This is a genomic window from Pseudomonas asiatica, from assembly GCF_009932335.1.
Taxonomy (GTDB): Bacteria; Pseudomonadota; Gammaproteobacteria; order Pseudomonadales; family Pseudomonadaceae; genus Aquipseudomonas; species Aquipseudomonas asiatica.
This window is the reverse complement of record NZ_BLJF01000001.1, coordinates 2,586,705-2,599,881: the sequence shown is the minus strand read 5'-3', so window position 1 is coordinate 2,599,881 and position 13,177 is coordinate 2,586,705. Positions and strand designations below refer to the sequence as shown.

The following is a 13,177-nucleotide window of genomic DNA, read 5'->3' as shown; positions in this document are numbered from 1 at the left end:
GTGAAGCAAGACACCGACAACGGTGTGCGACACGCTATTGAAGTGCGCGGCCTGGACAACAGGTTTGGAACCCAGCAGGTCCATCAGGACCTAGACCTGGACGTGCGGCGCGGGGAAATCCTTGGCGTGGTGGGAGGGTCAGGCACCGGGAAATCCGTGCTCTTGCGTAGCGTCGTCGGGCTGCAGAAGCCGCATTCGGGCGTGGTCCGTATCGGGGGGCGCGACCTACTGCGAGCCCAATGGCTTGCGCGCGCGCGTATGGAGCGAAGGTTCGGCATTCTGTTCCAGAAGGGCGCGTTGTATTCATCGCTGACCGTCTTGGAGAACGTCGCTCTTCCTTTGATCGAGCATGTCGGTCTGGCGCGGCCTCTTGCCGAGCGTTTGGCAAGAAGCAAGCTGGGCTTGGTGGGGTTGCCTGCCGGAGCGGGAGACAAGTATCCGGCCTCGTTGTCCGGAGGCATGGTGAAACGAGCAGCACTGGCGAGAGCCTTGGCGCTTGATGCGAACATCCTGTTTCTTGACGAACCCACCGCAGGACTGGATCCAATCGGGGCTGCATCTTTCGACCAATTGATTCTGACCCTGCGCAATGCACTGGGCCTCACGGTGTTTCTGGTAACCCACGACCTCGATACGCTGTACACCATATGCGACCGTGTCGCGGTCCTGGCGAACCAGAAGGTACTCATCAACGACGGCATCGAGGCAGTCGAGCGCTTCAAGCACCCGTGGATACAGGAATACTTTCACGGCCCCCGTGGCCGTGCGGCCGCACAGGCCACTGGTGCTTCCAGCCAAGAGACGCAGCCATGAAACCCCTCCGCATCTGCATCATTCTTCCGTCGCGCACGCATTGGGCTGGGCGCACGCAATATTTAAACTCTGAGAACGAGGTGGTCTGATCATGGAACCACGTGCCCATCATGTATTCATTGGTCTGTTCGTCGTGCTGCTCGGTGCGATTGGTATTGGCTTCGCGCTTTGGCTCAGCGACACACGTTCCGACCACGATTACCAGTATTACCGGATTATGTTCGATGAGCCAGTGACCGGGCTTACGCCCGGCAGCCAGGTTCAGTACAGCGGAATCACGATTGGCGAAGTCGTTGCACTTTCTCTTTCACCGCGAGACCCAAGGCGGGCGATAGCGCGCGTACGCATCAATGCCACCATCCCGGTCCGGCAGGATACCCGCGCTGAATTGGTCATCACGGGAATTACCGGCAACGCGGTGATCGAGTTGAGCGACGGTGGGCCAAACGTGCCATTGCTGGATCGGAGAGAGGACGAGGAACCGTTGATCCTCGCACCACGTTCGGCGATGGCATCCCTGGTCTCCGGTGAGGGGAACAGCATGACGACACTCAACGGCATCTTGCTGCGCACGCAGGAGTTACTGTCGAAGGAGAATTTGGCTCTTGTGCACCGCAGTCTGGTGAATCTTGAACAGACCACGGGCGCGGTCGCTGACCAGAGGGCCGAGATCGCGACGTTAATCAGCAATCTGACCGAAGCAAGCAGAGAATCGACAGCTGCCGTGCGCCAAGCAAATAGCACTCTTCGCGATGCCAACCTGCTACTAAATAACGATGGTAAGCAAATCATGGTGAACACGCGTGATGCAACGGCATCCCTCGAACGCGCCGCTTTCAGGGTTGAGACGCTACTGCAAAACAATCAGGAATCGCTGAACCAGGGCTTGGCCGCCACAGGTCCTGCCATGCACGAACTCCAGCAGGCGCTGGCCAATCTAAACACCGTGCTGCGCCGACTGGATCGCAATCCGGCGCAATACCTGCTCGGTGGAGAGAACATTGAGGAAACCAAGCCGTGAACACTTCCGCCAGGATGATTCCCGTCGCTGCCGTGACTATGACGCTAGTACTCGGCTTGTCCGCGTGCAGTGTGCTTCCCAAAGCAGCTCCAATGGTCACCTACAAATTGCCCGACTATCACATCGCCCAGGCGGAGAGTACGCCGCGCGCCGTTCCGGGACCCGGGGCGCTGCGCGTCTACGCCCCTGAGAGTAGTCGCGTCCTGGATTCGGAGCGGCTGTTCATTGCGCAGCCCGATGGTCGCTTGTCGGCTTGGCAAGGAGTGCGTTGGGCCGACCCCGCACCGGTGCTGCTGCGTGACCGAATCGTCGAAGCCTTCATGCGCGATGGGCGGTCGACTTCCGTGATTACCGATAGCACCCCAATGAGCGCCGATATGGAGTTGCGCAGTACGCTGCGGGCGTTCCAGCTCGAATACCGCGGCACTGAAGCGATCGCCGCGGTTCGGCTCGATGTGCAACTGGTCGATCCGGCCAAACGGACTGCTATTGCCAGTAGACGCTTCGAAGCAATCCAAGCCACAGGCAGCAAGCGAGAGGCCGATGTGGTGAGCGCGTTCGGTGTCGCCACGGATATATTGGCCGGGCAGATCGTTGAATGGGCAGTTCAGGTCGGGGCAGCGCGTTTGCGAGTTGCACCGGAATTGGCAAGCAACCATGCACCCACAGCGTCGTCGATAAGCACAGACTAGTCGTCTTAACGGAGCACAGAAGCTAGGGCCAAAACGCTGCTCGACACCTTAACTCGGTACGACAGCCTACGGCCCCGATCCAATCCCAGGACCTCTTTGCCGTCCAACCTCCCATGACACACCGCCGCCGCGTACAGTCGCGGCGATCTGCTGCCCCAGTCGTGGCTCGATTATCGGCCGCCAAGGCACCAGACTGAATCCCATGCCGTCATCGAGCAGCGCATAGCGACCGCTGGCGAGCATGACCGAGCGCCGGTAGATGCCGGCTACGCGCTGCCCGTCTGTGACGTGCCGATGCTCCAATCCGCTATCGGCGGCAATGTGCTGGGCGGCCTGCGCCAGCTCCCGATTGCGCAGCGTTTCCAGCAGATTCCGGGAGAGAATCAGCCGCTGCCCGCGCCGCTGGGCCAGCCCCTGTTCTTCGAGGAAGTCGGCGCGCTGCTGCAAGGCTTGCCTAGCATCGCCGCCAAAGCCCAGGTCGCCCAGTCCCTTGCCGCCGCCGATCAACTGCTGATCCAGCCAGGTCGCGCCGATGACGCGGGCCTGCCGTTCAATCGGCAGATGCGATTTCAGTTCGACCGCCACGCCGCCCAGCCGCTGCGCGTCGTACTGGCGGCCACGCTCGGCCAAGTCGTCCGGCACCTTCCATAACCCCTCGGCCACGCGCTCCACGATGCCGGCCCGCCGTAGGGCTTCCAGCCGGCGGATATGGGCCGCCACAGCCTCTTGCGGGTCGCGGCCGGGCTTGGCTCGGCCTTGCTCGATCGCCAGGTGGTGATCGGTGCGGTACAGGCCATTGCTCGCCAGCGTGGCGATGTTCTTGTCGGCCGCCCGCACCTCGGCGGAACCGCGTACCTCCACCACCGCGCCGATGGGATAGTTCGCCAGCTCGTCGCGGGCGTCCAACGCGACGTAGTGGGCTTTGCCGTCCAACCCGTCGATGACCAGATAGCCGCGGTCGTGCAGCTCGTCGGCCAGACCCTTAGCAGCCACGCGACCGACGATAGTGCGGCCGTCGTCGCCCGGCTCGAACACCGCCAGCTCGCGAGGCTTGCCGCTCATGGCCCGCTGCATCGTTCGGATGATGTCGCCACGCTCGCCCAGGGCACGCAAGGTCTTCTCCGCGTCCGCATGGACGGCCCAGGTGCCGGGCTGCACCTCGTCGGCCAGGCCCAGGCGCTGCAAGTGTTGCAGGCGGCCGATCAGCAGCAGGCGCTGGCGTTGCAGCCGGGGTTCGTTGAAGCGTTCGATCTGCACCCGGCCATCCTCGCCGGCCTCGCGCTGCAACGTGCGGTCGAGGCTCGTCCACCGCTCTTGCTCCACCTCGCGCTGCAAGGTCTGCTGGATCTCCAGTTCGGTGCGCGGCCCCAGCCATTCCGTCGCCAGCTCGGCGGCGCGATGGCGGAAGCCGTGGGCGATGTAGTCGCCCGCGATGATGAGGTCTTTGCCGGTATCGTCGCGTCCGCGCACGATCAGGTGCGTGTGCGGGTTGTCGGTGTTCCAGTGATCGACCGCCACCCAATCCAGCCGCGTCCCCAGGTCGGCCTCCATCCGGTTCATCAGGTGCCGGGTGTAGGTGCGCAGGTCGTCCAGCTCCGCACTGTCTTCAGGTGAGACGATGAAGCGGAAATGATGTCGGTCGTCCTGGCAGCGTTCCTTGAAGGCATCGAGGTCGGCTTCGTCGGTCTGCGGCCCGTAGGCACGGCCCGGCTCGCCGTTCCGGCCGGCACCGTCGCGCTCGATGTAGCGCAGGTGCTTGGCGAGCGACTGCGGACTGGCGTTGCGCTGGTTGACCAGCAGCGTCTTGATGGTCACGCGCCGTGACATAGGGGTCAGCTTTGCGCCTGCGAAGCGCGCCGCCGTATGGCCGCGTCCAAGCCGTGAGCCGGGCCGCTGGCCGGCGTGCTGGCCGCTCCCGCCAGCGGTAGGACGGCGCACCGCCGACTTGCCGCCGCTGGCCTTGCCAGCCTGCTTGAGCACCTTGGAAACGAAGCTCTGGCCCTGGCCTTTGCCTCGGTTCTTCGGCGCGCCAGGGCGCACCCAGAAATCATGGTCGCCGCGGTCGGTCATGGCTGTGCTCCCTGCAAGCTCCGGCGTGTCCGAGCGTGCGAAGCACGCGGACATGCCTGCATCGGCGCGTGCCTCGCGCCCCACGCGGCACGGCGGCGAAGCCGCGCCGTGCCGCGCCACCCCCACGTGCAGACTGGCTTTGCGGGCGGCAGAGTGCCGAACCCTTTTGTCTTGCCTTCCGCCTTTGCCCCTCGCTGTCGCTCCGGGCGTCGGCGGCCCGGCGGCGTTGCGCTGCTTGCAGCCAGCCCGTCGGCGAACGCGCCAATGGCCGCAGGCCGGGCGCGTTCGAGGCAAGACGCCTGCACGCTGGACGGCTGCGCCGGATGTTGCGCGAGGCGCGGCGCGAATGCGCCCGCGCTGCACGCGCGACGACACGGCGGCAGCCACTGGAACGGCATGCCCGATGGCACGATGAGAGGCACGGCAACGTGCAGCGAATCGGCGGCCATCATGGACGTGCCTCCAGCCAGACCGGGTGCGCGACGCCGATCACGGCGGATGCGCTGACCGGGCCGAAATAGCGGCTGTCGAACGACGCCGGATTGGTCACGCTCAACAGGAACAGCTCGCCCGGTTCGAGGCGGCGGCAAAGCTGCAAGGATGGCAGCGGCCGGCCCAGCCGGTCGGCAAGCAGCGCGGCGGCCGCAGGCACGCCGTCGATGCGTACCTGCCCGGCGACGATGCAAACGTGTTGCGGCGCGACCGCGCCCACACGTTTGAGCAGCGGAACGCGGGTCGGCAGGTAGCCGCGCTGCGCAGCCAGCATGGCGGCCCTGTCGGGCAGCGGCACCAGCACGATGCTGTCCACGGACAGCGGACGTGGCAGCGAGGCGGTGCGCGGGTCGAACGGTTCGATGCGATACCAGCCGACCGCCACGCTGTCGGACGGGTTGTAGGTCAGACGCGGCAGCGGCGACACGAAAGCCGCCCAGGCCAGCGCAGCGAGGCCGACGGCGGCGAAGCCCGCCAGCACGATGCGAACGCGCAGGCGCGAGCGAGGATGCGGCGCGGCTTCGTGCGTGCATGTGGTGTTGGATTGGGTCGTCATGGCAGCGCCCTTCCGGCCAGCCAGGCGGCGTGCCGCTCGGCGGTGTATTCGGGCAGCGCCAGGCGGGCCGCCAGACGGTTGCCCAGCGTACGCCAGTACGCGGGCGACACGTCGATGGCGGCGATGCTTTGCCCTTCGATGCCGTCGATGCGTTCCAGCACGGCACGCACCGCGTTTTCGCCTTCGGCGTGCAGCAGCAGGCGTGCGCCCGGCCGCACGCCGGGGATGCGCTGCATGTCGTCCAGCGGCGTGGCGGCTTGCATCACCATGAGCTGCCAGCGGATCGTGCCGTAGTCGTTTGCCTCCCAGCGCACACGGCAGAACATTGCACGCGGCAGGAACACCGCGCAGCGCCGCCAGCGGTCGAGCCGCAGCGTGCGCGCCGGCTCGCCGAAACGCAGGTAGAGCTTGAAGCGCGGTTCGATGTAGGCGAGCGATACGCGAGTCAGCGGCACGCTGCCAGCCTGGCCGACGAGCGTCGAAAGCGAAGGCAGCGGCGCAGCGGCCGGTGCAGCCGTCGCCGCGTGAGCGGCAGGCAAGGCGGATACGTTCATGGCAGGTTCTCCGTGCGCTTGTCGGGAAACTCCCGTTCCAGCAGGCCGCGCAACAGTTCGGCCACGGTCACGCCCTGGCCGAAGGCGGCGATCTTGATGCGCGCGCGCAGCGCGGGCGTCACGTCGAGCGTCAGGCGAGCCGTGTAAAGGTCGCCTTTGTTGAGCGCATCGGCATCGCCCTGGCGAATCCACGCCTCGGCGTGCGGATTCGCGGGCGGACGCGCGCCGATGCCGACGCGCTTGCTGCGTGGGCCGCTCATGTCGGCCACCGCAGCAGTTCATCGGTGAGCGCGGCGATCTCGCGGGCGGCGGCGCTGTCGGGCGCGGTTTCGCGGGCGAGCCGGCCAGCGGCCACGCTGTCGGCGAAGACGATGCGCTGGTGGATCTCCGAGCGCAGCGCCGGCAGCGGCTGTTCAGCCAGCGACTGCCGCGCTTCCCTGCCGATGATGGTGGTGCTGACGCGCCGGTTGATGACGAAGGCCGCGCGCAGCGCAGGCCGGAACACCTGTGCCTCGCGGATCAGCGAAACCATCTCGGCGCTGGCCCACACGTCGTAGGGGCTGGGCTGTACCGGGATCAGCACGCGCTCGGCCGCCAGCAGCGCGGAGCGCGCCAGGGCGGCGATGCGCGGCGGGCCGTCGATGATGATGTGATCGGCGCGACGCGCCAGCTCCGGCGCTTCCTGATGCAGCGTTTCGCGGGCGAGGCCCACGGCGCTGAACAGCCGGGGCAAGCCCTGCTGGCTTCTGCGCTGCGTCCAGTCGAGCGAGGAACCCTGCGGGTCAGCATCCAGCAGGATGACGTGCAGGCCGCGCATCGCCAGCTCGCCGGCGATGTGGGTGGCGAGCGTGGTCTTGCCGACGCCGCCTTTCTGGTTGAGAAACGCGACGATCATGGCGCGGCCCTCCCTGCGGGAAAGTCGGCTTGGCTGTGCCGTTTTGCGGTTATCCACCGAAACGGCGCGCTTCTACTAAAAGTTAGAGATTTATAGTTAGGTAAGTTAGAGGGGACGAAAACCCGCGCCGTTATTGGCTTTGCGGCGTTTTCGTACTCCTGATAGCACGAGGGTCGTACTCCTGATAGCACGATACCCGGTACTCCTGATAGCACGAGGCCGTCCACAGGTTTTCCCGCAGTTATCCCCGTGCCGTGGGCGGCACGGGCCGGAAGGTCAGCAGCTCCGTTCCGTCGTCCGGCATCCGCGCGATGCCGAGGACGTAGCCGGGCAACGACTGCCGCGCCACCAAGGCACGCAGGTCGTAGGCAAAGTCCGAGAAGCGCGCCGCGCTGCCCGACTTGCGGTACAGGTGCCGGAAGTCGAATTGCCAGCCGTGCTCCTGCCGCCCGCCGTGCTTGCGCACCAGGCGGTATAGCCACCGCTCGATGCCGCCTTTGAGCCGGAAATACGCGGGGTCGATGGTCAGCACCAGGGCGGCGTCGAGCACGCCCGCATAGAACCAGTCCGGCAGGATCAGTTCGATGCCTAGCGGTGTGCCGCTGCCGTCGGCCAGCTCGCGCCATTCGTTCACCCATGAAAAGCGATGCAAGCGCCTTCCCGTGGTTTCGCGGATGGATGTGGCCACCGTGGTCGATTGCAGCCGATCCAGCGCGGCTTTCAGGCGCTGATAGTCGTTGAGGGACGTGCCGCGCCCGATGAAGCGCAGGATTTCGTAGGGCGTGGTGCGTATCCAGCGCGACGGGTGCAGGCCCGCGTCGCGCGCCTCCACGATCTGCGAGGCGGCCCATATCAACAGGTCGGCATCCCATATCGTTGCGATGCCGTGCTCCTGCGTGCCTTCCACGCGGATGGTGACGCCACCCGCCCGGAAGTCGATCGGCGCGACGCGCCGCGACTTCGCCAGCGAGAAGAACGGAAAGGCCATCAAGTCCTGGCTGTCGCGGGGTGCCATGTCGCCCGGCAGCGCGCGGAACAGGTCGAGCTGTTCCCGCTGCTGCGATCGCTGCCCCGGCGGCAGCGATGGGCTGGACATGACGATGGCCACCGGCGAGCCGACGATCAGCGGCCATCACGGTAGTCGCCCGCGTGACGCTCGGCATATTCCGGGTCGGACGTGGCCTCGTAGCTGCGCTGGTCGGCCCAGGCATCGAGGTCGGACACCGCGTACATGACGCGGCGGCCGAACTTGCGGAACTTCGGGCCGCCGCCGATCACGCGCTGTTTCTCCAGCGTGCGCGGCGACAGCCGCAGGTACTCGGCGGCTTCGTCGTTGGTCAGATAGCGTTGGGGCTGCACGGGCGCAGCGACGGCAGCGGCGGCAGGCCGCAAGGGAGCGGGTCGCATGGGATGTACCTCCATCAAGCCCGGCCACACCACGCGGCCGGATAGAGGCACTTTCAAGAAAGCAAGGCTGCTTGCTAAGGGACGTTCTTCAAGGGACGCGAAACGTCCCCCCTAGTGCAACGGTGGCGAAAGCTGTGCCAGGCGGCGGTAGCCGCCGCGCATCAGCGCATCGCCCCGGCGCACCAGCCGCCGCACGCGGGCGCGCAAGGCGCTGTCCTTGTGCCAGTCGGCCGCGACGGCATCCGCGCCGAACAGCCCTTCGGCCACCACGCGCAAGGACGCGCCCGCGAGGGTCGCGTCGAGCACCTGCAAGGTGTGCAGTTCCAGCAGCGCGGCCGGCGTGGGCCGGGAACGGGCCGCCGCCGCAGGCGCGGCACCCGTGACCACGGCCAAGGTATCCAGTTCGGCCGCGAATGCGCGGTAGCGCGCGCAGGGCGTGGCGCAAGCGCGGATGGCATAGAGGTAGGCCATGCCATCTTCCAGGCCCGGCGCGAGTGCGAGCCGCACGCAGCAGCCGGGCCAGCGCGATACCAGCACCAGGCGCGTGCCATCGTGGATCAGGTGTTTGCGTCCGGGGACGTTCCAGAACTCGAAGGCATCGGCATTGGGCGGCGGGTCGGCATCCGGGTAGAGCTGCACCACCGCATCGTGATCGGGGAACCAGGCCGGATGCGCGTCGCGCGCATCCAGGGCGGGATCTTCCAGCAGGCGCAGTCCCCAGCGCGCGGCGGCCTCTGGCCGGCGGCGTCGGCGCAGCCAGTCGCGGCGGTAGTCGGGGTGGCGGCGCAGGTATTCCCACGCCAGCGCGGGGCCGTCGAGGTGCAGCGTGTAGAGATACGCGGCGGTCGGATACCAGTGTTCGGCGCTCGGGTCAGCCATGACGCAGCCTCCTGTCATTCAGCAGGAACGTCGCCACGGATTCCGCCGTGCGGGAGCTATCGAGTCGCCATCAAGTCGTCATCGAAATCGGGATAAGCTGTAACTGCTGGTGTCAAGACTGATTCGCTCCAGGGCATTGCGGAAATCGTCTGAATGCGACGGCTGCGCCGCCACGAAAATGGCGCGCAGCATGGAGCACCGTGCAGCAGCCCGCACCAAAGATCATGACTGTTTGCAGCAGAAGCGCACCGCTTCGGTGCAAGAGTGTGGATTCAGACCGCGCAGGTCTTGGGTAAGACTGAAATAGTCAGAATGCGCTGTCGTTGGCCGGGACTGCTCAGTCGGTGATCGAGCCGTTTTCCTCGGCCAGACGCAGGTACTCCGACAGCAGCCGCACCGGCTGGAAGTAGCGATCGCGCATCACAGGTTGCTTGTGCGGCCCGACGATGGACGCCAGATCGAACAGCTTCACATGGCCCAGGCCGGGCATGCCTATTCCCAGGTCGATCAGCCCCCAGGCCGTGTCGCCATCGGCCGGGTCGAGCGCGGCCAGCAGCCAGGTGGCGTGCGCGTCAGGGGTGAACAGCCGCACCACCGGCATCGGGTCGATGCTTCGGCCAGCGGCGCGTGCCGCGCCGACGGCAAGCAGTTGCGCCTGCTGTTCAGCGGTGACGAGCGGCTGGGTCATGGCCCGAATCCCCACGCATCCGAGGATGCACGGATACGATTTTCCACCGAAGCGCGGAACCACCGAAGCGGATGCGTGCCTTGGCGGGAAAGCACGAAGGCGCAAGCCATCGAATCCGTACATGCACGGAAACGCAGAAGCGGATTTACGCAGGCCAGGAAAGACACGGATGCGGTTCCCCGATTCTGTCGGAATCCGCCCATGCGGATTTCCGTAAAAGCACGAAAGCGGTTCGGCCAACAGGAATGAACACTTTAGATTGTAGCCCTATTGGGTGCAATGGGCTGTCATTTTGGTTTTTACGGGGAAACCAAGTTGGTGACAGCGAAACACTCATTGGCAACGGCAATACGGACGGTCAGGAAAGCGCGCGGCTTGAGCCAGGAAGCGTTCTCCGACGTTTCCAGCCGTACCTACATGAGTTCGCTGGAGCGCGACTTGAAAAGCCCGACCATGCACAAGCTGACCGAGCTGTGCGAGGTCATGGACGTGCATCCGCTCACGCTGCTGACGCTGGCCTATGCCGGCGACAGCACGCGCAAGGCCGATCAGCTTCTGGCGCAGGTGCGCCAGGAGCTTGAGGCGGTGTTGAAGGAACGCGACACGCCGTAGGCGCGTGCGTGACGTGCTGCGCCAGCAGCACGGCGCCCCGCCGCAATGGGCGGGGCGCGGTGGGCGGCCGTCAGGCCGCCTTGGGCTTGCTGCGCGACCAGATCAGGTCGTGCGTGCCGTCCTCGTTCTCGATCAGGCGGGCATAGACCGTCGCCGGGAACGAAGGATCGTCGAGGGATACGGACACGTAGGGCCGCCCGGCTTCGCTGGTCTTCTTCCACGCCGCGCCGATGTCGTGGCCGGCCGCCTGAAGGCGGAAGTCGGGGGCGTTCTCGGTGTCGCCCTTATCGTTGGGAATGAGCTTGACCTTGACGTTCAGGGTCAGGGTGCGGAGCTGGCCGGTGAAGCCGTCTTTCTCTGCGGTGAAGGTGCCGATGTTAGCCATGATGTTTCTCCTTTCGGGTTGAACAAGGTCGCGCCAGTGCGTCCTTGTTGTGATCCGGCCGGCGGGGGATGGGCTGGCCGCACCGCGCAGCGGTCGCAACACCGTGGAGAGCCTGGAAGCGAAAAGAATTTGTCCCGCGAGGAATGCGCGCAGCGCAGGGGAAATTGTTTTCGCTGGAAGGTTGCGGCCATGAAGCCTAAGGCGCAGCCGCTCCCTCGCCAGGATTCACGACAAGCCAAGGACGCACGGGCCGCCCGCTCTCGAATGGAGAGATGGCCGACTCGGCATCCCCGCGTGACGGTTTCACCGGCTTGCGCCCTGACGCGGGCAAGGACAACACCCCAACGACGAGCGAGAACGCTCCTTGCCGCTGATTGCAACGACGTGGTTGAGGCGTGGCGTGGATGCTCCATAGCGAAGCCGGGTGGCGTGTCGGTGAACCGTCCTTCGTGACGTACAGGCGCGAACCGCCAGCGTCGAGGACGGCACGCTTTGGCACAACCTGCCGCAGCAAGCCGGGGCGTAGCCCCACAAGCCCCACCCATTGCGGCGGGGCGCCATCGAAACCTTGCCCGCGCAGCGGGCGCCGATCGCCGTACCGCGTGCAAGGCACTTGCACGTCCGCCACGTCGCCGCCTGGTCGAAGGCGGCGACGTGGCGATTTTGCTTTGGACGCTGGAACCGGGCGCGGCCATCGCCGCGCCCGGATTTTCGACCACCGTCCCCAAGGCGGAACGGCTTGGGGCCGGTGCCGCTCGCTATTCCTTGGTTTCGATGATCCACCACACCGAACGCGGCAAGGGCTGGCCGCTGATGGGGTGAATGTCGATGAGGTCGGCGCAGGCCGTCCAGCCTGCGGATTCCGGTTCAGCTGTACAGCCGTGCCGGTTAAAGCTGGACACAACGCTGGTGCTGGACATGCAATCCGGTGCTGATCATCCCGGATCATCAACTGGGCCTGGAGGTGTGCAGGTCCCGATGTTTTGCCAGCAGCTTCCAATGTGGTGCGCACTGGCTAGTTTGGCTGCTGCAGTCAGCTGGCTGGCGGCAGGGGGCAACTAGCTGGCGATATGTACTACGGGTCGGAAATGGACATTAGCACTGCCTTCGCCTCGCTTGTACCTTCTGTTGCCGGCCGGGAACGGAAAGCGCCAGAGGCACGCCGGCGCCACGACCCGGCCCTTCAAGCGCTCTGCCCGGTGACAGTCGGCCCCTGCCAAGGCTCGTCAAGAATGTGCGGCCCAAAGCATCGAAAGTGACTTCTGGCCTTGAGAATCCTCATCCTGGACCGAAACAATGGCGGCGCCAGTTCGTTCTGGCCAATCAATGGGATTCGCATGTTCAGGCCCACTGGCCGCTATCTGCTATTCTTGGCCGCGTCGACCTTGCTTCTCGTGGAGATCCACGAGCAGGGCCACGCCATCGCCACGCGCCTGCTGTGCGGTGGCTGGGCAGACCGCGTCTTCGACAACGTGCTGACCTACAGCGGGTGCAGCGCCTCCAGCTTGGCCGTCGTAGATCTGGTCGGGCCACTGTTCTCGTACGCGATGCTGTGGACCGGCGCACTGATGTCGCGGCGCCAGTCGCCGGTGACGCGCGGCCTCGGCCTCAGCCTGGCCTTCGCTTCGCTGCCCCTCGCGCGTGTTGTTCCGCAGGTCCTGGTGGCCTTGGTCGCCGGCTCCACGTCTGACGAGTATGGCTTTGTTCGTCGAATCGCCGGCGATGCCATCGAACGGGCCGGCGCGGGCGGGTTGGCGCTGCTGGCCGCGCTGGCGTTGACCTTGCCGCCCTTGCTGATGGTGTGGCGACAGCTGCCGATCGGCCGCCGCGGGCGCACGATGAGCGGCCTGTTGTTCCTGCCGTTCGTGTTCGTCATTCTCTGGGCGGCCACGCTCAATAGCGCCCTCGCGCACGGCGTGCTGCATCAGGCGCTGTTGCCGGGTTGGCCCACGCTGCTTGCGGTGCAGGCCGCCGCGGTCGCAGGCGTCGTCTGGCTCCTCCGCGATGAGGTCCGGCGGCTGGTTGAAGGCGACCCCGCCCCCGCAATGACGGACATGAGCGGCGTCCCGAGTCGCCCATAGACCCGAAGAATTCGCATCGAAACGCGCGCCGC

16 protein-coding genes are annotated in these 13,177 nt (G+C 65.9%); 6 read left to right on the top strand and 10 right to left on the bottom strand.

Annotated elements, in window-relative coordinates:
• From GYA95_RS11995 to GYA95_RS11985, 3 genes are all read left to right on the top strand, one after another.
• Positions 1 to 813, top strand: coding sequence for an ABC transporter ATP-binding protein (locus GYA95_RS11995; protein WP_024944155.1), 813 nt, complete (start codon positions 1 to 3; stop codon positions 811 to 813).
• Positions 814 to 904: 91 nt separating this feature from the next.
• Positions 905 to 1,834 (top strand): MlaD family protein, encoded by a 930-nt coding sequence (locus GYA95_RS11990; protein WP_000433686.1) that lies wholly within the window; start codon positions 905 to 907, stop codon positions 1,832 to 1,834.
• 92 nt (positions 1,835 to 1,926) lie between these two features.
• The gene (locus tag GYA95_RS11985) at positions 1,927 to 2,526 is read left to right on the top strand and encodes an ABC-type transport auxiliary lipoprotein family protein (protein ID WP_003124411.1); all 600 of its coding nucleotides are present in this window, start codon (positions 1,927 to 1,929) and stop codon (positions 2,524 to 2,526) included.
• Positions 2,527 to 2,592: 66 nt separating this feature from the next.
• On the opposite strand, the gene GYA95_RS11980 is transcribed toward GYA95_RS11985, so the two are convergent.
• The 9 genes from GYA95_RS11980 to GYA95_RS11935 form a co-directional block, all read right to left on the bottom strand.
• Positions 2,593 to 4,596: a relaxase/mobilization nuclease domain-containing protein gene (locus tag GYA95_RS11980; protein WP_000132148.1), complete on the bottom strand. Its 2,004-nt coding sequence runs from the start codon at positions 4,594 to 4,596 to the stop codon at positions 2,593 to 2,595.
• A gap of 448 nt (positions 4,597 to 5,044) precedes the next feature.
• Positions 5,045 to 5,644 carry a S26 family signal peptidase gene (locus GYA95_RS11975; protein ID WP_033959594.1) on the bottom strand — a complete coding sequence of 200 codons (600 nt, stop codon included), beginning with the start codon at positions 5,642 to 5,644 and terminating at the stop codon, positions 5,045 to 5,047.
• Positions 5,641 to 6,198 (bottom strand): DUF2840 domain-containing protein, encoded by a 558-nt coding sequence (locus GYA95_RS11970; protein WP_033959591.1) that lies wholly within the window; start codon positions 6,196 to 6,198, stop codon positions 5,641 to 5,643. Before GYA95_RS11970 ends, GYA95_RS11975 begins: the two co-directional genes overlap by 4 nt.
• Positions 6,195 to 6,458 (bottom strand): hypothetical protein, encoded by a 264-nt coding sequence (locus GYA95_RS11965; protein WP_033959613.1) that lies wholly within the window; start codon positions 6,456 to 6,458, stop codon positions 6,195 to 6,197. Before GYA95_RS11965 ends, GYA95_RS11970 begins: the two co-directional genes overlap by 4 nt.
• On the bottom strand, positions 6,455 to 7,093 hold the full coding sequence (gene parA, locus GYA95_RS11960; RefSeq protein ID WP_033959588.1) for a ParA family partition ATPase: 639 nt from the start codon (positions 7,091 to 7,093) through the stop codon (positions 6,455 to 6,457). The genes GYA95_RS11965 and parA overlap by 4 nt, the downstream gene beginning before the upstream one ends.
• Positions 7,094 to 7,334: 241 nt before the next feature.
• The gene (locus GYA95_RS11950; RefSeq protein ID WP_033959586.1) at positions 7,335 to 8,189 is read right to left on the bottom strand and encodes a replication initiator protein A; all 855 of its coding nucleotides are present in this window, start codon (positions 8,187 to 8,189) and stop codon (positions 7,335 to 7,337) included.
• Between the two features lie 26 nt (positions 8,190 to 8,215).
• A complete protein-coding gene (locus GYA95_RS11945; RefSeq protein WP_427197327.1) occupies positions 8,216 to 8,485 on the bottom strand; it encodes a helix-turn-helix transcriptional regulator in 270 nt (89 codons plus the stop codon).
• Positions 8,486 to 8,611: 126 nt separating this feature from the next.
• Entirely contained in the window at positions 8,612 to 9,379 is a 768-nt protein-coding gene (locus tag GYA95_RS11940) for a DUF2285 domain-containing protein (protein WP_033959583.1), read from the bottom strand.
• 337 nt (positions 9,380 to 9,716) lie between these two features.
• Positions 9,717 to 10,067: a DUF2958 domain-containing protein gene (locus GYA95_RS11935; RefSeq protein ID WP_033959581.1), complete on the bottom strand. Its 351-nt coding sequence runs from the start codon at positions 10,065 to 10,067 to the stop codon at positions 9,717 to 9,719.
• Positions 10,068 to 10,385: 318 nt separating this feature from the next.
• Between GYA95_RS11935 and GYA95_RS11930 the strand changes: the two genes are divergently transcribed.
• Positions 10,386 to 10,679 carry a helix-turn-helix domain-containing protein gene (locus GYA95_RS11930; protein ID WP_012467524.1) on the top strand — a complete coding sequence of 98 codons (294 nt, stop codon included), beginning with the start codon at positions 10,386 to 10,388 and terminating at the stop codon, positions 10,677 to 10,679.
• A gap of 70 nt (positions 10,680 to 10,749) precedes the next feature.
• Here GYA95_RS11930 and GYA95_RS11925 read toward each other — a convergent pair whose 3' ends face one another.
• The gene (locus GYA95_RS11925) at positions 10,750 to 11,064 is read right to left on the bottom strand and encodes a DUF736 domain-containing protein (RefSeq protein WP_033959579.1); all 315 of its coding nucleotides are present in this window, start codon (positions 11,062 to 11,064) and stop codon (positions 10,750 to 10,752) included.
• Positions 11,065 to 11,718: 654 nt separating this feature from the next.
• Between GYA95_RS11925 and GYA95_RS27640 the strand changes: the two genes are divergently transcribed.
• Positions 11,719 to 11,886 (top strand): hypothetical protein, encoded by a 168-nt coding sequence (locus GYA95_RS27640; RefSeq protein WP_162531570.1) that lies wholly within the window; start codon positions 11,719 to 11,721, stop codon positions 11,884 to 11,886.
• Positions 11,887 to 12,332: 446 nt separating this feature from the next.
• Positions 12,333 to 13,145: a hypothetical protein gene (locus tag GYA95_RS11920; RefSeq protein ID WP_124180083.1), complete on the top strand. Its 813-nt coding sequence runs from the start codon at positions 12,333 to 12,335 to the stop codon at positions 13,143 to 13,145.
• The last annotated feature ends 32 nt before the right edge of the window (positions 13,146 to 13,177 follow it).